Genomic DNA, 16,791 nt, shown 5'->3' on the forward strand with positions numbered 1-16,791 from the left:
GATCCGGGGTTCCCAGAGTCGGGCTTTGCCGGTCGGAGCGAGCATGGGCATCCAGGCCAGCAGGTCGAGTGCGATCTGGACAATCTCCAGCCAGACCTTGTTCTGCGCGGTGTGGTGGAGGGGCAGGTTGCGCAGGCCAGTGGACCGGGCGGCCCGGATCCGGTCCTCCGCTCGGGCCCGCAGACGGTGACGGAGCTCGAGCTCGGCGATCGGCCGACCGGTCGTATCGGTAGCGAAGCAGGTGATCCGCCTGCCGTCCGCGTCCGTGATTCTCAACTGGGCGCCGGGGTGGGGTCGTTCCTTGCGGACGATCAGCCGCATGCCGCTGGGCCAGCCGTCCAGCAGCTTGCCCGTGAGCTCGGCGACCCAGGCTCCGTCGCGGACCTGGCCGTCGGCCTCGACGGCCGGCGTCCACGCCGGGCCGGGGATCTTCAGCACGTGCTGGTGGATCGCCTAGGTGATCACCATGCCGACCGAGCAGGACAGCCATCGGCCTTGCTTCGCGAGCCAGGACACGAAGTCGTGGGTGCCGCCGGCGGAGTCCGTGCGGATCAGCGTCCGCCGTCCTCGCCGGCACTTCTTCGGCAGTTGAGCCAGGGCCCGTTGGGCGGTGGTGACGTGGTCGGCGGCCGTGTTCGAGCCCGCGCTACCCGGTCTGAGGAGAGCAGCGACCGGCTCTCCGGTTCCGCCCGGGCCGTGGTCGACGAAGGCCGTCAGGGGGTGATGGCCGTAGGTCTTCTTCCAGGTCGCGGCCGCATCCTCCTTGTCGGAGTGCGCGATCACGAGGACGCCGTCGATGTCGACCGTGACCCGTCCATCGAGGGTGTCGATCAGGCGGGAGACCGTCGGGTCGGAAGCGACCGGCCCGAAGACAGCCGGCTCACACCTCAGCATCGCGACATCCGCGAGGCAGTCCCCGCCCAGTGCGACCGCCAGAGCAAGGTCCAGAAGGATCTTCCCAGGATCGTGGACGGCCCGCGGCTTGCGCCAGGACGCCAGGGCTGTGTATATCGCCTGGTCAAGGCCGACCTTGCGGACCGTCTCCAGTAGCAGGACCGCACCGGCCTGCGAGGCCACCCGCCGAGCGTCTCCCTGGACACGGACACGCGGGTACGACGAGATAGGCTCTCTCACCTGGAAAGTGCTCTTTTTCTTGGACAGCTCACCGCGTGAAAACGCGAGGTTAGGGCACTTTGTATCCGGCGGCACGGAACAGTTCATACCATTCGGATCGGGTGAGTGGGATGTCGGAACCGAGCGCGGCGGCCGTGACACGTTCTGGCGTGGTCGTGCCGAGCACGACCTGCATCTGCGCGGGATGGCGCGTGATCCAGGCGACCGCGATCGCCTCGGCCGGCACGCCATATTTGTCGCTCAGCCGGTCGATTACGGCGTTCAACTCGGGGAAGCGGTCGGAACCGAGGAACGGGCCGTCGAAGAATCCGGCCTGGAAAGGCGACCACGCCTGAATGGTGATGTCGTGCAGGCGGCAGTAGTCGACGATTCCGTCATCACGTACGACCGACTGATCGAGGTCCTGCATATTCGCGGCGACGCCCTGCGCGATCATCGGGGCGTGAGTGATCGACAGCTGCAGCTGGTTCGCCACGATTGGTTGCGTCACGTGTTTGCGCAGCAGGTCGAGTTGTCGGGGGGTGTGGTTGGAGACGCCGAAGGCACGGACTTTGCCTGCCGCCGACAGCTCGTCGAAGGCACCGGCCACCTCCTCCGGCTCGACGAGAGCGTCGGGACGGTGCAGCAGCAGGATGTCGAGATAGTCCGTTCCCAGTGCCCGGAGTGAACCGTTCACGGACTCGATGATGTGGTGATGAGAGAAGTCGAAGTATGACGCGTTCCTGACGATTCCGACCTTCGACTGAATGACGAACTGCTCACGCTCCGACGGGCTGAGTTTCATGGCTTCAGCGAACCGACGCTCGCAACCGTGGTCGTCCGAGCCGTATATGTCGGCGTGATCGAGGAACGTGATGCCGGTGTCGCGTGCAGTGTTCACGAGCCTGCGCACCGCCTCGTCGGTCATGTTCTGGATGCGCATCAGCCCAAGGACGACGTTGGGGACCACCATGTCGGTGCCGGGCAGGATGAAGGTCTTCATGTGACTCTTTCGCTGTGACTTGAACGTTTCAGACCGAAGGAAGTGCGAACTGGTCGGCTATGAGCTCGAGATCGGCCGCGGCTGCGAAGTCGCGGATGCTTTCGGAGCGCGAGGCCCTGGGGATCGGGATGACGGCGGGCGCGAGCACCGAGTTCCCAGGTGTGCGTGATTCGGTGGACGGTTGGTGCCTGTCTCGTTGGCGGCCTGGTGGATCGCGCTGTGGCGTTCTGCGTGCCCCTTCGCGTTCGCGATCCCGCCGCGCAATGCGGGGGTTGCGTCGATCTGTGCGCCTCCTCGAGCAACTTCCGTACTTCACCAGGCCGATCGCGTCGACGCCGAGCCGGTGGGCGGGCCGATCGCGGAGACGTTCCGGTCGCCGAGGATGCGATGCTGCATGAGCTTCCTCCTCTCGGACGCCTTGGCGATTTCGCGGTGCTGTGCGACGTCGCGTGCTCACTCTAGAAATGGCCGATCTGGAAATCCAACAGTTGTTGGTTCTGATATTGAGAACTGTGGGATCTGAATAGATTTGCGCCAGACGGTGTGCGTGCCTGCGATCGCTGAGTGCGCGACTGCCGTAGCGGCCGCCCCCTGCGCTCTGCTCCCCCTCCAGGGCAGGCCGAGGTTCGCGGAAGACGACATGTCGCATTCGCCCTCATCGAGAGTGCCTCCCTAACCTCGATCTTTCGTGAGGGTCCGCCGACGGAGTCGGTGGGCCCTTTCGCTTTCCGGAGCTGGTGGTGGGCAGGCCGGCGGCCCGGCTGTCGCGTCGGGGGGCGCCGGGTTCCACTGCCCGGGATCGGGTGGTGCTGTCGTCGGGACGGTGGAGAATTGCTGGTCAGCCGGGGCTGGGCAGGAGCGCGAGCCGTTCGAGGGCGACGGTGATCTCGCCGGTCCAGGGCCAGTGCTGGGTGAGGCGAAGAATCCTGCGGCGACCGGTGGCGACGAGCGGAGCGGCCGCGGAGAACAGGCGGAGCCGTAGTCGGCGGGGCTCCCAGAGCCTGGCCGTGCCGGTCCAGGGCGAGCATCGGCATCCAGGCCAGCAGGTCGAGAGCGATCTGCACGATCTCCAGCCAGATTCGGTTCTGGGCGGTGCGGTGCAGGGGCAGGTTGCGCAGGCCAGTGGACCGGGCGGCCCGGATCCGGTCCTGGGCCCGGGCCCGAAGCACTACCGGCGAGGGCGGTAGACCCTGATCCGAACCGACTCCGCGGGCGGCACCCACGACTTCGCGTCCTGGCTTGCCACGCGAGGCCGATGGCTGTCCTACTCGGTCGGCATGGAGATCACCGAAGCGATCCACGAACACGTGCTGAAGATCCCCGCCTCAGCCTGGACCCCGGCCGTCGAGACCAACGGTGAGGCCCGTGACGGGGCCTGGGTCGCCGAGCTCACCGGCAAACTCCTGGACGGCTGGCCCAAGGGCATGCGACTGATCATCCGCAAAGAACGGCCCCATCCTGGCGCCCAGTTGCGGATCACGGACGCGCACGGCATGCGGATCACCTGCTTCCCGACCAGCACCCCCACCGGCCGATCGCCGAGCTCGAGCTCACGGGCTCGCCGGTTCCGCCCGGTCCGTGGCCGGGGAACGCGGGCTCCAACACGGCAGCCGGCCACGTCACCACCGCCGTAGGTCTTCTTCCAAGTCGCGGCCGCGTCCTCCTTGTCGGAATGCGCGATCACGAGGACACCGTCGAGATCGACGATGACCTGGCCGTCTGCGTCCGGGGCGTTCTGGCCGGCCGACGACCAGGCACGGTTTCGGCCTTCGGAGCGTGCGGAGCGGATGGCCTGCAGGGCTTTCTCGCCGGAGGCGGCGAGGGTGTCGGTCAGCGGGAGATGGTCGGGTCGGAGGCGACCGGGCCGAAGACGGCCGGCTCACACCGCAGCATCGCGAATCGCGAGGCAGTCCCCGCCCGGTGCGACCGCCAGGGCCACGTCCAGGAGGGCCTTGCCGGGATGGTGGACAGCCCGCGGTTTGCGCCACGGAGTCAGAGCCTGGGATATGGCCTGGTCAAGACAGGTCTTGCGGACCGTTGCGACGAGCAGGACCGCTCCTGCCTGGGAGACGACATGGCGGCCGTCGTCCTGGACGCGGAGGCGGGATAGGACCCGATAGAGTGCTTCACCGGGGAAGCGCCTTTGGCGTTGGCAGGAACAAGGACCTCGACGATCCTCATTCTTGCTGGTCAGAGGCAATTTCTGCTTTCCCGACCGCCTGCCGGACAGCCCGCTTCATGAAAGCGCGAGGTTAGAGCTCGTGACATGATCATGGGCGGGCTTTCTTGAGGCGTCTCCAGCAGATGAGACTGCAGGCCAGGGAGACGAAGGCGTCGTGCAGGTCGAGGCGTCTTTCCCCGCGAACGGCCAGGCGTTTGAAGTGCTGCAGGAGCGAGAAGGTTGGCTCGACGACGTAGCGGAGCTTGCCCAGGTCCCTGATGTTCGGGGCGCCCTTGCGGGAGATCACCGGGAGAATGCGGCGCCGGCGCAGCTCACGCCGGTTGGGGTTGCTGTCGTAGCGCTTGTCGCCCAGAAGCGCGTCGGGGCGCCTGCGCGGACGGCCCAGCTTCCCGGCGACGGACGGGATGCCGTCGACCAGGGCCAGGGTCGCGGTCGACCGGCGACGGGCCGGTTGCCTCGCCCCCCTTTTTTCGCGCGGATGTGGGAGGCATCCACGCAGGCCCGGGTCCAGTCCAGGGCGTCGGCCGCATGGAGTTCGGCGAGCAGGATGCGGTGCAGCGTCTCGAAGACGCCGGCCTCGTGCCACCGGCCCAGCCGACGCCAGCAGGTCTGTCCCGAGCCGAACCCGAGCTCCAGCGGCAGTAGTTGCCAGCTGATGTCGTTGTAGAGCACGTACAGGATGCCCTGCAGGCACCGCCGGTCATCCACCGGCTTCGGGCCGGGCGCCTTCTGCGGCCAGGGCGTCAGCAACGGCTCGATCAACGCCCACAGTTCATCCTCCACGATCCACGGCCGACTCCCCACACCTCACGAACGGCGGAGTTGTCGTAACCGGTCACGCCCCACCAGCACACATTCACAAGATCGTGTTACGAGCTCTAAGCCGCCGAGCACGCCGCCGCCGACCCGGACCGGGGCACGCGCGCAGAATCCACTCGCTTCAACGACCGGTACCAGGCCCTGGCCTGACTGGAGGCCGAACTCGCCGGCATGACCGCCCTGACCAGCCGCACCGCCGTTTCCGGCCGAAGCAGCATCACCTCCGCGCTGCGGACATTCGACCAGACGCCCTCGCGGGCGGTCGAGCCCGACCACGGACTGCGCCAGCCGGATTCCTCGTCGGCGGCAGTGCGGGCCCTTTCGAGATGCCGCCGCATTGCTTCGACGAGTGTCGTGCGCTCTTCCGGGCGGGGACTGACGCTTTCGTACTCGAGTTGCCTTTCGAGATGGGCAACCCGCGTTTTCGCACGCGCGCACCATGCGCGGCGGCCCGTTACGCAGGCCTGTCATTCGGCTTGCGTACGGGCCGACCAGCTTTCGGTTCCGGTCATTCGCTCTGGTACTCACCGTCCTCTCCGCCCGCTTCACGGGGCGGGGCCACACGAATCCGATCGCCGGGGTGGATGAGGTCCGGATCCTCGATCTGCGGGTTCCACTCCAGAATCTGATCCAGACTCACGTGGTGCATCCGCGCGATCTTGGTGAGATTGTCACCGCGTTTCACTACGTAGAACTGCGTTTTTGTCTTTTCCATGCATCCAGCCTAAGACAATCCTCCCCGAGAACAAAGTGCGGAATTCCGTTTCGATTTCACTTTTTGATCCGGAAACCGCTTCTGCCGAAGGCGGCTTCCGCTTGGCGGAAGTCCGCCTGGCGGAAGGGCCGTTGCGGTGCCCGGTACAGCTAGTGCACCTTTTTGACATGCGCTTGTGTGGGGGCGATGAGGCTGTGACCCGCTAGGACGGGTTGCAGAGGCGATCGGATCTCGTCCCAGCGACAGTGCGGTGGCGAGCGGCCGTCCGCGTGACGCACGCAAGGCGGCGGACGAAACGCTCGCCAGGGGACCCTCTGTGCGGCGAGGCCGCACAGAGGGTCCCCCCAAGCGGTGGCGCCGCGCGGGCGCGCGCAGCTCGCGGTCATCTACGAGACAGACCCCGGGGCGGTCAGGTCCTGCTCAGCTTGGCGATCCGCAGCCCGTGCTCGGCGGCCTGCTCATGCCCCGTCTTCATCGACTCTTCGGCCAGTCCTCGAAGGTGCGCCATCTCCGGGTTCCAGAACGCGTGGGTCAGCTCCGCCTCGGCGATCTGCAGGTCGAGGCCGAAGACGTCGGCCAGGATCGTGCGCAGGTAGGGCGTGGCGTGGTCCCAGCCCTCCTTCGGGGTGCCGGGCCCGTAGCCGCCGCCCCGGCTCAGCGTCAGGAGCGCCGGCTTGCCCTTGAGCGGCCAGTCACCGTGCACCCCCACCACGGGGTGCTTCAGGATCAGGTCGATCCAGGTCTTGACCTGTTCCGGGACATTCCAGTTGTACATCGGCACCGCGAACAGGAACGCGTCGGCGGCGAGCAGTTCCGCGCCGAGACGGTCGAGGAGCTCGTGCGCCTCGGCCGGGGCCGGCGCGGCCGGGTTCACGACTTCGTGGGCGAGCGCCGTCCATGCGTCCCCGGGCAGTGGCTGGACCCCGAGGTCGCGCCGGGTCACGACGCCGCCGGGGTGCTCGGCGAGCCACGCCTGCTCGGCGGTGTCGGCGAGGGCGCGGCTCACCGACCCTTCGGTACGGATGCTCGCGTCGAGACGGAACAGGTTCACGGGGCATTCCTCCAACGTAGTTCTGCTGTGATGCAGATAGTATGTCTGGCAGAACATCTGCCTACAAGAAAAGTGATCTGACTAACAAGCCGGCGTGACGCGAGGTTCGCGAGGAACCCAGTCGGATCTCGGCTGGCGAGCAGGAAGCAGACGACATCGGCGATTTCGTTCGGATCCCCAGCGCCCTCGCGCGTTTTGCCCCATCGGGCACGGCCGTGTGCCCGCCGAGCATCGCCGCCGTTCCCTCGATGTGGACGGCTCCCGGGGAGACGGCGCCGACCCGCACACCCGACGGACCGGACTCGGACGCCCAATAGCGGGCGAGCGCTCCGGGTCGGCCTTCGAGGCGCCCTAAGCCGCACCGACCGCAGCTGGGGTTCAGGCAGTGCCCGACCCGATCAGGACGATCGATCCGCTCCGTCGGCGCACCATTTCGGGCACCAAGGCCGCTCTGCCGCGCAGGACGACGGACGCTCCTCGTCGGGCCAGTGCCTCGGCGATCGCCCGCCCGATCCACGATGTTGCCCTCGTGACCAGGGCGTTTCGTCCGCCAACTCGTTACTGACGGTCATGACACGTCTCCTTGCCATGACCGGGCCGCGACCTGCCACCCGCTGCGTCATCGCGGGGCCGGAGCGCCCCCGCCCCCAGAAAACTATGGCGGCAAGATGTTCTGCTAACAAGATTATCTGTCGCCATGCTGAAAGGTGCTACGGTGATCTGATGTCCTCCTCTGAACCCCGCGGCCGAGCGAGCGAAAGCGCCAAGTGTCTTACCTTGGACAACGACCTGGTTTGGGCCATTCGCATGATCTCGGGGGCGCTTCGGCGCGCTGCAGCCGACGCCTCAGAGACGCTGCCCGGAGGATCACGCGCCTACTTGGTACTCATGGCACTGGCCGAGGCCGAGGGCAAACCCCCCACGCAGCTCGAACTGGCCGGCCAGGTCGGTCTCGACCGAACGGTGATGACCTACCTTCTCGACGACCTGGAGGGGCAGGGCCTGCTGTCGCGACGCCCGAATCCGCAGGACCGGCGGGCTCGCCACGTGATCCTTACGGACGAAGGCCGATCGCAACTGCAGCGCATGCGAACTGATGTCGCGGCCGCTGAGGCACGGCTGCTTGTGGAGTTGACCGGAGAACAGCAGGCCCAGTTTCGAGACCTCCTGACCCGGGTTGCGCTCACCGCTCAGCGGGGCACTGTCAAAGACTGAGGTGCGTGCTGTTCCTCTCTGGAGACAACTGCCAGGTAGCACAGAAGCGGCGGTGCTGGACGGGAATCGAGACCATTCCGAATGGCGATCATGCCCGTCCAGGTGGCGGTGGCACTCACGCTTCCAGCGTCGGCGTCCGGCGGGCCTTCTCCCGCGCCGACCGGTCTCCCTCCCTGTGCATGCAGGAGCGGTTTCCGCCCGCGCGGCCAGATCCAACCCAACGCGATGTCGGTGATCATGTCCTCAGGGCCGCCGACCATGCGCCGTCTGCCGGCCTCCACGAGGATGCTGCGGGTGTCCAGGCCGTAGCGCGCGGCGGCGGTCTCGGATGGGCGCAGGAAGCTGGAGTACACGCCCGCGTAGCCGAGGGTGAGCGTCTCGCGGTCCACTTGTACCTCGCGGTCCTGCAGCGGACGTACGAGATTGTCGGCGGCGCCCATCAGCGGGAACAGATCGCATCCGTGCTCGAAGTCCCATCAGGTCGGCGACCGCGATGAAAGCCTCGAGGGGCAGTTGCCCGCGCCTGCCCCCTGCCCGGCGAGCGAGGCGTCGACGCGGACAGCGCCGCTCTCGACGGCGACGACGGTGTTCGCCATGCCCAGGGCGAGGTTGTGATGGGCGTGGATGCCCAACTCCGTGGCCGGGTCCACGACGTCACGGTAGGCGCGGAAGCGGTCGCGGACACCGTCCATGGTGAGCCGGCCGCCGGAGTCGGTGACGTAGACGCAGTGAGTGCCGTACGACTCCATGAGCCGCGCCTGGAGTGGTGAGCAAGACGCATGACAAGGTCTGACCTGCTCTTCCGCAGAGACACTTCCGCCTGACAGAAGCCGCCTTGCGCGGCAGCCACAGCCGTCAGGACTCTGTTCCCAACCACGGCACGCGGGGCGACGAAGCCCCGCCGACAGGGACGGGAACCCCATGCCTCACATGACCGCCTTCGCCAGGAACCAGTGGTACGTCGCCGCCTATAGTCACGAGGTCGGGCGGGAGTTGCTCGGACGGACGATCCTCGGTGAGACGCTCGTGCTCTACCGGACCGAGGAGGAGGGCACACCGGTCGTGCTGCACGACCGGTGTGTGCACCGCCGGTACCCGCTGTCCGAGGCCCCGACGCGCCTCGACGGCGACCGGATCGTCTGCGGGTACCACGGGTTCACGTACGACACGACCGGTACCTGCGTGTACGTACCGGGGCAGAAGCGGGTGCCGCGAACGGCCCGGGTCGCCTCCTACCCGGTCGTCGAGCAGGATTCGCTGATCTGGGTGTGGATCGGTGACCCCGCGCTCGCCGACCCGCAGAGCATCCCGCGGGCCAGGCACCTCGACTCCCCCGGCTGGGTCACCGTGCGCGGCATGGAGCCCATCGACTGCGACTACGGCCTGCTCGTCGACAACCTCCTTGACCTGTCCCACGAGACGTATCTGCACGGCGGGTACATCGGCACGCCCGAGGTCGCCGAGACGCCGATCACGACGGAGGTCGACGAGGGCGCCGGGATCGTCCGGGTGAGCCGGCACATGGACGACGCCGAGTGCCCTCCCTTCTACGCCAGGTCCACCGGCATCGAGGGGCGGATCACCCGCTGGCAGGACATCGAGTACCACGCGCCGTGCCTGTATCTGCTGCACAGCCGCATCGCCCCGGTCGGTGTGCTGCCCGAGCCGGACGGCAGCGACCCGAACGGCTTCCACACCGAGATCACGTACGCGATCACCCCGTCCGGCGACGGCAAGGTGTACGACTTCTGGGCCGTCTCCCGCGACTGGGCGACGGACGACGCCGAGGTCACCGAGTTCCTGCGCGGCAACAACCACACGGTCGTGATGCAGGACGTCACCGCGCTCAACCTGCTCCAGAAGACCCTCGGCACCGAGCGCACCGGTTACCAGGAGCTGAGCATCAACATCGACACCGGTGGTCTGGCCGCCCGCCGTATCCTCGCCCGGCTGGTGGAGCAGGGCGAGAAGCCCGTGGAGAAGGTCCAGTGACCAGTCCGACCGGCGAGATCTACCGCATCGACTGGCTGCCGGGCACCGACATCCTGCACGGCACCTGCCACTGCGGCCGTGAGCACACCGCGCAGGACCCCGTGGAGATGTGGGAGTGGATGCTCGCCCACCCGCAGGGGCATGACGTCGACGAGCCGCGAGGGAACAGCTGATGAGCGTGTACGAAGCCGAACTCGTCGTCCCGCGGCGTGAGTTCGTCGCCGACGGCGTGGTCGCCCTGACCCTGCGCCACCCGTTGGGCGAGCCGCTCCCGGCGTGGGAGCCGGGCGCCCACATCGACGTCGTGCTCGGCCCCGGGCTGGAGCGGCAGTACTCGCTGTGCGGCGATCCGGCGGACCGGTCGGCCTGGCGGATCGCGGTGCTGCGCGAGCCGGACGGCCGGGGTGGTTCGGCCCATGTGCACGAGCAGGTGGGGCAGGGCGACAAGGTCCGGGTGCGCGGGCCCCGGAACAACTTCGGCCTGGAGCCCGCCCCCCGCTACCGCTTCGTCGCGGGCGGCATCGGCATCACCCCGATCCTGCCGATGCTGGCGGCTGCCGAGGCGGCGGGCGCCGAGTGGACGCTGCTGTACGGCGGGCGCACCCGCCGGTCGATGGCGTTCGGCGAGGAACTCGCCCGGCGGTACGGGGACCGGGTGACCATCGCGCCCGAGGACGAGACGGGGCTGCTGGACCTGCCCGCGGTGCTGGACGACGTACCCGAGGGCACGCTCGTCTACTGCTGCGGCCCCGGCCCGCTGCTGGACGCGGTCGAGGAGCGCTGCCCGTCCGGAGTGCTGCGCGTCGAGCGGTTCCGGCCGAAGGAGCAGGAGACGGGCGGCGACACCGAGTTCGAGGTGCGGCTGGCGCGGAGCGGCAGGACACTCACGGTCGCGCCGGACGTGTCGGTACTGGACGCCGTGCGCGCCGCCGGGGTCGAGGTGCTCTACTCCTGCACCGAGGGCACCTGCGGCACCTGCGAGACCGACGTGCTGGAGGGCGAGCCTGACCACCGCGACTCGGTGCTCACCGACGACGAGCGCGCGGCGGGCGAGACCATGCTCATCTGTGTGTCCCGCTGCCGTGGCGGGCGGCTCGTGCTGGACCTGTGACCGGGCCGCCGCCCCTCGCCGTCCCGGTCCCGCACCGGGACGGCGGGCGGGCGCGGGCGGTCGGGACGGCCGCTGTTCGCATCCGGCGCGTACAACCCGTGTCGAGGAACAGGTCAGGGTGCCGCCCACAGGCCCCGGACGTGCGAGAGGTGCCGGGTCATCACCGCCCGTACGGCTTCCTCGTCCCGGGCGAGCAGCGCGTCCAGGATCTCCAGGTGCTCCTCCGCCGACGCCTCCAGCCGTCCCTGCTCGACGAGCGCGGTCAGTCCGTAGAGCCGGGAACGGCGTCTGAGGTCCCGTACGACGTCGACGAGATGGTCGTTGCCCGCGAGGGCCAGCAGGCCGAGGTGGAAGCGCAGGTCGGCCTCGACGTAGGCGATGAGGTCACCGGCCGCGGCGGAGGTGACTATCTCCTGGGCGACGGGCCGGAGCGCCTCCAGTGCCACCGGGTCGGCCGTGGCCGCGAGGCCCGCCGTCGTGGGGATCTCGATCAGCGCCCGGATGTGGGTGTACTCGTCCAGTTGCTTCTCGGAGACGGCCGTGACCCGGAAGCCCTTGTTGGGCACGGTGTCGACGAGGCCTTCCTTGGCGAGGTCGAGCATGGCCTCGCGCACGGGGGTGGCGGAGACGCCGAAGCGGGCGGCGAGGCCGGGGGCCGAGTAGACCTCTCCGGGGAGCAGCTCGCCGGCGATCAGGGCCGCCCGCAGCGCGTCCGCGACCCGCTCCCGGTGGCTGGGCTTCCTGCTGCCCAGCACGGGCAGGGCGGGGGTGTGCTGCGAGGCCATGACGGTCGTGGTTCCTCTCACGGTCGGATCGTGCGCGGCTCAATCGTGCGCGGCTTACAGGACGAACCCCGCCGGGAACGGGTCCTCGGGGTCCAGCAGGTACTGGGCGGTGCCGGTGATCCAGGCGCGTCCGGAGAAGCTCGGCAGCACCGCCGGGCGGCCCGCCACCTCGGTGGTGCCGAGCAGTCTGCCGGTGAACCGGGTGCCGATGAAGGACTCGTTCACGAACTCGGTGTGCAGCGGGAGTTCGCCGCGTGCGTGCAACTGTGCCATGCGGGCACTGGTGCCCGTGCCGCAGGGCGAGCGGTCGAACCAGCCGGGGTGGATGGCCATGGCGTGCCGGGAGTGGCGGGCGGTCGAGCCGGGGGCGGCCAGGTAGACGTGGTGGATGCCGTGGATGGACGGGTCCTCCGGGTGGACGGGCGGGTCCTCGGCGTTGACGGCGGCCATGAGGGACAGGCCGGCCCGGAGGATGTCGTCCTTGCGGGACCTGTCGAAGGGCAGGCCGAGACGCTCCAGCGGCAGGATGGCGTAGAAGTTGCCGCCGAAGGCGAGGTCGTACGTCACCGTCCGGCCGTCGGGGAGGGTGGCCTTGCGGTCGAGGCCGACGGCGAAGGAGGGCACGTTCCGCAGGGTGACCCCCTTGGCTGCGCCGTTCGCCACGGCCACCTCGGCGACGACCGGGCCCGCCGGGGTGTCGAGCCGGATGGTGGTGACCGGTTCGGTGACCTCGACCATGCCGGTCTCGACGAGCACGGTCGCCACGCCGATCGTGCCGTGCCCGCACATCGGCAGATAGCCGGAGACCTCGATGTAGACGACGCCCCAGTCGCAGTCGGGCCGGGTCGGCGGCTGGAGGATGGCGCCGCTCATGGCGGAGTGCCCGCGCGGCTCGTTCATCAGCAACTGCTTGATGTCGTCGCGGTGTTCGCGGAAATACAGTCGCCGCTCGTTCATGGTGGCGCCGGGGATGGTGCCGATGCCGCCGGTGATCACGCGGGTCGGCATGCCCTCGGTGTGCGAGTCGACGGCGTGCAGGACGAGTCTGCTGCGCATGATCCCTACGACAATCCGGCCGCTACGGCCTTCTCGGTGGCGGCCCGGACGGCGGCCTCCTGCCCGGGCAGCAGCGGCATGCGCGGCGGGCGGCAGGGTCCGCCGTGGCGGCCGACGAGGTCCATGGACAGTTTGATGGCCTGGACGAACTCCACCCGCGAGTCCCACCGCAGCAGCGGATGCAGCTGCCGGTACAGGGACCGCGCGGTGTCGAGGTCGCCGTCGACGGCCGCGTGGTACAGCTCGACGGACGCCTGGGGCAGCGCGTTCGGGTAGCCCGCCACCCAGCCCTTCGCGCCCGCGACGGCCAGCTCCAGCAGGACGTCGTCGGCGCCGATCAGCAGGTCGAGTTCGGGGGCGAGTTCGGCGATGCGGTAGGCCCGGCGGACGTCTCCGGAGAACTCCTTCACTCCCCGGATGTACCCCTCCCCGTGCAGCCGGGCGAGCAGCTCCGGCACGAGGTCGACCTTGGTGTCGACGGGGTTGTTGTACGCGACGACCGGCAGGCCCGCCTTCGCGACCTCGGCGTAGTGGGCGAGGACGGAGCGCTCGTCGGCGCGGTAGGCGTTCGGCGGCAGCAGCATCACCGCCCGGCACCCGGCCTCGCCCGCCTGCTCGGCCCAGCGCCGGGACTCGGCGGACCCGTACGCGGCGACGCCGGGCATGACGCGCTGCCCGCCGATCGCGGCGACGGCCGTCTCGACGACCCGGGCGCGCTCCTCGGGGGTGAGCACCTGGTACTCGCCGAGGGAGCCGTTCGGCACGACGCCGTCACAGCCGTTGTCGACCAGCCAGGCGCAGTGCTCGGCGTACTTGTCGTAGTCCACGGAGAGGTCGTCGTTCAGCGGGAGCGCGGTGGCGACGAGGACGCCGTGCCAGGGGCGGGGGTCGGTCATGACAGTTCCTCCTGGGTGTGTTGCCGTGCGAGGACGCCGAGCGGTACGGGACGGGCGAACGGCCTTCGGGGCGGGACGGGCGGGCAGCCGGCGAGGCCCGCGACGGCGGCTGCGCACACCCGGCCCTGGCACCAGCCCATTCCGGCCCGGGTCAGCAGTTTCACGGTGCGCTCGTCGCCCGCTCCGAGGTCCAGGGCGTCGCGCACGGCACCGGCGGTGACCTCCTCGCAGCGGCAGACCACGGTGTCGTCGGTGGCCTGCTCGGGCCAGTGCGCGGGCGGCGCGTAGGCGGCATGCAGGGCGGCTGCGGAACTCCTGAGCTTCGTACGGGCCTTGAGGGCGGCGGGTGCCGGGTCGGGGGTGGTGCCGCGCAGGGACGCGGCGGCGGCGCACCCGGCGATGTGCCCCTCGGCGAGGGCGAGGGCCGCGCCGCCGATACCGGTGGACTCCCCGGCCGCCCACACGCCGGGCACGTCCGTGCGCTGCTCGGTGTCGACGGCCACGGCGAGCCCGTCCAGGCCGCAGCCGAGGCCCACCGCCAGGTCGGTGTGCGGGAGCATGCCGTGGCCGACGGCCAGGGTGTCGCAGGGCAGTTGCCGCTCCGTGCCGGGCCGGACGCGTCCGTCGGTGTCGAGGGCGGCGACCGTGACGCCGGTCAGCCGGTCGTCGCCGTGGGCGCGGACGACGGTGTGGCGGGTCAGCACCGGCACGCGGTGGCGCAGCAGCCGGGCAGCGTATCCGGCGCCCTCCGGGAGCTTGCCGGCCAGGGCCCGGCCGTGGCGGGCCAGGCGCCCGGGGCCGGTCGACTCGACGAGCGCGGCGACCTCGACGCCGGCTGCGGCGAGCCCGGTCGCCACGGGCAGCAGCAGCGGTCCGGTCCCGGCCACGACGGCTCTGCGCCCCGGCACCACGAGTCCGCCCTTGAGCATGGCCTGGGCGCCCCCGGCGGTGACGACGCCCGGGAGCGTCCAGCCGGGGAAGGGCAGCACGTGTTCGTATCCGCCGGTGGCCAGGAGCACGGCACGGGCGTGCACTTCGGCCGGTTCCTCCTGCTCCGGGCCGAGCAGCGCGTGCACGGTGAAGCCGCCAGACTTCCGTTCGACGCACCACACGTGATGGTCCGTCAGTACCCGTACGGAGCTGGCGGCGAGGCCGTCCCGCAGTCGCTCCCAGGTTCGCCACTGGTGGTGCAGCGCCTCGGGGCGCCCGGCTCCGAGCCCGGCGGCGGGCTGCCGGTAGAACTGCCCGCCGGTCTCCGTCGCCGCGTCGACGAGCGCGACCCGCGTGCCGCGCGCGGCAGCCGCAAGCGACGCGGCCAGCCCGGCCGGTCCGGCACCGATCACGGCGAGTTCAGTCCGCATGGCCTGTCGCCTCCTGCGTGGCGATCACGTCACCCGGCCGCACCGGGAGCAGGCAAGCCCGTTGGTTGGGGCGGCCGTTGACGGTCACCAGGCAGTCGAAGCAGACGCCGATCCCGCAGAACACCCCGCGCGGACGGCCCTCGCCCCGGGTGGTGCGCCAGGAGGTGACGCCCGCCGCCCACAGCACGGCGGCGACCGTCCGGCCCGGCAGCGCCTCGACCGGCCGCCCGTCGAACGTGACCGTGAAGGCGGGGCCGGGTCCGGCCGCCGCCAGCTCCAGTGGATTCACTCCGCCTCCTCGGGAAAGCGGTCGGGGCGGAACGGGACGAGGTCCAGGTCGGGTGTCCGTCCCGTCAGCGCCTGGGCGATCAGGTGTCCGGTGCCGGTGGCGAGACCGATGCCAGCGCCCTCGTGCCCGCAGGCGTGCAGGAGTCCGGGCGCCCGGGGGTCGGGGCCGATCGCGGGCAGATGGTCCGGCAGATACGGGCGGAAGCCCGCGTACGTCCGCATGGCCCGGACTCCGGCGAGGAACGGGAAGAGCCGCGTCGCGCCCGCCGCCAGCGCCCGCAGCGCCGGGAGCGACAACGACCGGTCGAAGCCGACCCGTTCGCGGCTGGCGCCGATGAGGACCGGCCCGGCGGGTGTGCCCTCGACCACCGGGGAGGTCTGGAGGTCCGCCGAGTCGCTGGCGACGTCGGCCACGTAGTCGGCGGCGTACACCTTGTGCCGGATCCGGGTCGGCAGCGGCTCGGTGACCAGGACGAAACCGCGCCGGGGCAGCACCGGCAGCGACACCCCGGCGCGGGCCGCCACCTCGCCGCCCCAGGTGCCGGACGCGTTGACGACCGCCGGGGCGTGGACGTCGCCCCGGTCGGTACGCACCCCGCGCACCGCGCCGTCGGGGCCCCGCAGTACCCCGGTCATCTCACGGCCGGTGAGCAGCCGGGCGTTCGAGGCGCGCAGCAGGTGCGCCGCCGCCAGGGCGGGCATCACCTGGGCGTCCTGCGGGTAGTGCACGCCGCCCGCGAGGCCGGGGGTCAGGTACGGCTCCAGGTCGGGGAGCCGGCCGGGCGGCACCGGGACCGCCTCGACCCCGGCCGCGCGCTGCCCGGCGGCGAGTGTCTCCAGGCCGGCCAGGGCTTCGCCGGTGCCGGCGACGACGACCCCGCCCTTGGCCTCGTACTCGACCGCCTTCCCCAGCCCCTCCTGGGCCAGTTCGGACCACAGCCGGGCGGACAGCAGGGCCAGGTCGAGCTCGGGCCCGGGCTCCTTGTCGGAGACGAGGAGGTTGCCCTCCCCCGCGCCGGTCGTACCGCCGGCCACCGGGCCCCGGTCCACCACGACGGTGTCCAGGCCCGCACGGGCCGTGTACAGGGCGCAGGCGGCGCCCACAACTCCGGCTCCGACCACCACGACATCGCAGGTCAGCGGCTTGCTCACGTCAGTACTATGTCACACATCACCCTGGCTGGGAATGGGGCGGACGCTGGTG

13 protein-coding genes and 7 pseudogenes are annotated in these 16,791 nt (G+C 70.2%); 5 read left to right on the forward strand and 15 right to left on the reverse strand.

Annotated elements, in window-relative coordinates; genetic code table 11:
• The 3 genes and pseudogenes from GTY47_RS33305 to GTY47_RS33315 form a co-directional block, all read right to left on the reverse strand.
• Window positions 1-1,134 (reverse strand): annotated as a pseudogene (locus tag GTY47_RS33305) (IS1380 family transposase); the annotation flags it as partial.
• Window positions 1,135-1,183: 49 nt separating this feature from the next.
• The gene (locus GTY47_RS33310) at window positions 1,184-2,116 is read right to left on the reverse strand and encodes an aldo/keto reductase (protein ID WP_010042953.1); all 933 of its coding nucleotides are present in this window, start codon (window positions 2,114-2,116) and stop codon (window positions 1,184-1,186) included.
• 838 nt (window positions 2,117-2,954) lie between these two features.
• Window positions 2,955-3,282 (reverse strand): annotated as a pseudogene (locus GTY47_RS33315) (transposase); the annotation flags it as partial.
• On the opposite strand from GTY47_RS33315, the pseudogene GTY47_RS33320 reads away from it, so the two are divergent.
• Window positions 3,277-3,651 (forward strand): annotated as a pseudogene (locus GTY47_RS33320) (transposase); the annotation flags it as partial. The pseudogenes GTY47_RS33315 and GTY47_RS33320 sit on opposite strands and share 6 nt — an antisense overlap.
• 10 nt (window positions 3,652-3,661) lie before the next feature.
• Here GTY47_RS33320 and GTY47_RS33325 read toward each other — a convergent pair.
• From GTY47_RS33325 to GTY47_RS41985, 5 genes and pseudogenes are all read right to left on the reverse strand, one after another.
• Window positions 3,662-4,246 (reverse strand): annotated as a pseudogene (locus GTY47_RS33325) (transposase); the annotation flags it as partial.
• A 140-nt stretch (window positions 4,247-4,386) separates the two neighbouring features.
• Window positions 4,387-5,102 (reverse strand): annotated as a pseudogene (locus tag GTY47_RS33330) (transposase).
• Window positions 5,103-5,625: 523 nt separating this feature from the next.
• Window positions 5,626-5,832 carry a LysM domain-containing protein gene (locus GTY47_RS33335; protein ID WP_010042967.1) on the reverse strand — a complete coding sequence of 69 codons (207 nt, stop codon included), beginning with the start codon at window positions 5,830-5,832 and terminating at the stop codon, window positions 5,626-5,628.
• Between the two features lie 409 nt (window positions 5,833-6,241).
• Window positions 6,242-6,883 carry an NAD(P)H-dependent oxidoreductase gene (locus tag GTY47_RS33340; RefSeq protein ID WP_010042969.1) on the reverse strand — a complete coding sequence of 214 codons (642 nt, stop codon included), beginning with the start codon at window positions 6,881-6,883 and terminating at the stop codon, window positions 6,242-6,244.
• Between the two features lie 459 nt (window positions 6,884-7,342).
• Window positions 7,343-7,420 (reverse strand): annotated as a pseudogene (locus GTY47_RS41985) (short-chain dehydrogenase); the annotation flags it as partial.
• A 240-nt stretch (window positions 7,421-7,660) separates the two neighbouring features.
• Between GTY47_RS41985 and GTY47_RS33345 the strand changes: the two are divergent.
• Entirely contained in the window at window positions 7,661-8,098 is a 438-nt protein-coding gene (locus GTY47_RS33345; RefSeq protein WP_231911100.1) for a MarR family transcriptional regulator, read from the forward strand.
• 218 nt (window positions 8,099-8,316) lie between these two features.
• On the opposite strand, the pseudogene dmpG reads toward GTY47_RS33345, so the two are convergent.
• Window positions 8,317-8,859 (reverse strand): annotated as a pseudogene (gene dmpG, locus GTY47_RS33350) (4-hydroxy-2-oxovalerate aldolase); the annotation flags it as partial.
• 160 nt (window positions 8,860-9,019) lie between these two features.
• Here dmpG and GTY47_RS33355 point away from each other — a divergent pair.
• The 3 genes from GTY47_RS33355 to GTY47_RS33360 are packed head-to-tail and all read left to right on the forward strand — an operon-like array spanning window position 9,020 to window position 11,201.
• On the forward strand, window positions 9,020-10,090 hold the full coding sequence (locus GTY47_RS33355; protein WP_029181388.1) for an aromatic ring-hydroxylating dioxygenase subunit alpha: 1,071 nt from the start codon (window positions 9,020-9,022) through the stop codon (window positions 10,088-10,090).
• Complete coding sequence (locus GTY47_RS40505; protein WP_010042980.1) at window positions 10,087-10,263, forward strand: hypothetical protein; 177 nt, start codon at window positions 10,087-10,089, stop codon at window positions 10,261-10,263. Before GTY47_RS33355 ends, GTY47_RS40505 begins: the two co-directional genes overlap by 4 nt.
• Window positions 10,263-11,201: a PDR/VanB family oxidoreductase gene (locus GTY47_RS33360; protein ID WP_010042983.1), complete on the forward strand. Its 939-nt coding sequence runs from the start codon at window positions 10,263-10,265 to the stop codon at window positions 11,199-11,201. Before GTY47_RS40505 ends, GTY47_RS33360 begins: the two co-directional genes overlap by 1 nt.
• A 113-nt stretch (window positions 11,202-11,314) precedes the next feature.
• Here GTY47_RS33360 and GTY47_RS33365 read toward each other — a convergent pair whose 3' ends face one another.
• The 6 genes from GTY47_RS33365 to GTY47_RS33390 are packed head-to-tail and all read right to left on the reverse strand — an operon-like array spanning window position 11,315 to window position 16,739.
• Window positions 11,315-11,986: a GntR family transcriptional regulator gene (locus GTY47_RS33365; RefSeq protein WP_010042985.1), complete on the reverse strand. Its 672-nt coding sequence runs from the start codon at window positions 11,984-11,986 to the stop codon at window positions 11,315-11,317.
• A gap of 54 nt (window positions 11,987-12,040) precedes the next feature.
• Complete coding sequence (locus GTY47_RS33370) at window positions 12,041-13,042, reverse strand: proline racemase family protein (protein ID WP_010042986.1); 1,002 nt, start codon at window positions 13,040-13,042, stop codon at window positions 12,041-12,043.
• 5 nt (window positions 13,043-13,047) lie between these two features.
• Complete coding sequence (locus tag GTY47_RS33375) at window positions 13,048-13,938, reverse strand: dihydrodipicolinate synthase family protein (RefSeq protein WP_010042987.1); 891 nt, start codon at window positions 13,936-13,938, stop codon at window positions 13,048-13,050.
• Window positions 13,935-15,299 carry an NAD(P)/FAD-dependent oxidoreductase gene (locus GTY47_RS33380; protein ID WP_010042988.1) on the reverse strand — a complete coding sequence of 455 codons (1,365 nt, stop codon included), beginning with the start codon at window positions 15,297-15,299 and terminating at the stop codon, window positions 13,935-13,937. The genes GTY47_RS33375 and GTY47_RS33380 overlap by 4 nt, the downstream gene beginning before the upstream one ends.
• Window positions 15,289-15,588 (reverse strand): (2Fe-2S)-binding protein, encoded by a 300-nt coding sequence (locus tag GTY47_RS33385; RefSeq protein ID WP_010042989.1) that lies wholly within the window; start codon window positions 15,586-15,588, stop codon window positions 15,289-15,291. Before GTY47_RS33385 ends, GTY47_RS33380 begins: the two co-directional genes overlap by 11 nt.
• Window positions 15,585-16,739, reverse strand: coding sequence for an FAD-binding oxidoreductase (locus tag GTY47_RS33390; protein ID WP_029181389.1), 1,155 nt, complete (start codon window positions 16,737-16,739; stop codon window positions 15,585-15,587). The genes GTY47_RS33385 and GTY47_RS33390 overlap by 4 nt, the downstream gene beginning before the upstream one ends.
• Between the last annotated feature and the right edge of the window lie 52 nt (window positions 16,740-16,791).

This window comes from Streptomyces sp. SID5464, assembly GCF_009862985.1.
Classification (GTDB): Bacteria; Actinomycetota; Actinomycetes; order Streptomycetales; family Streptomycetaceae; genus Streptomyces; species Streptomyces chartreusis_D.

Excerpts from the sequence above, each read along its gene's own strand:
- GTY47_RS33355 (WP_029181388.1), top strand. The coding sequence starts at position 9,020 with ATGCCTCACATGACCGCCTTCGCCAGGAACCAGTGGTACGTCGCCGCC.
- GTY47_RS33360 (WP_010042983.1), top strand. The coding sequence starts at position 10,263 with ATGAGCGTGTACGAAGCCGAACTCGTCGTCCCGCGGCGTGAGTTCGTC.
- GTY47_RS33370 (WP_010042986.1), bottom strand. The coding sequence starts at position 13,042 with ATGCGCAGCAGACTCGTCCTGCACGCCGTCGACTCGCACACCGAGGGC.
- GTY47_RS33380 (WP_010042988.1), bottom strand. The coding sequence starts at position 15,299 with ATGCGGACTGAACTCGCCGTGATCGGTGCCGGACCGGCCGGGCTGGCC.
- GTY47_RS33375 (WP_010042987.1), bottom strand. The coding sequence starts at position 13,938 with ATGACCGACCCCCGCCCCTGGCACGGCGTCCTCGTCGCCACCGCGCTC.
- GTY47_RS33310 (WP_010042953.1), bottom strand. The coding sequence starts at position 2,116 with ATGAAGACCTTCATCCTGCCCGGCACCGACATGGTGGTCCCCAACGTC.
- GTY47_RS33365 (WP_010042985.1), bottom strand. The coding sequence starts at position 11,986 with ATGGCCTCGCAGCACACCCCCGCCCTGCCCGTGCTGGGCAGCAGGAAG.
- GTY47_RS33335 (WP_010042967.1), bottom strand. The coding sequence starts at position 5,832 with ATGGAAAAGACAAAAACGCAGTTCTACGTAGTGAAACGCGGTGACAAT.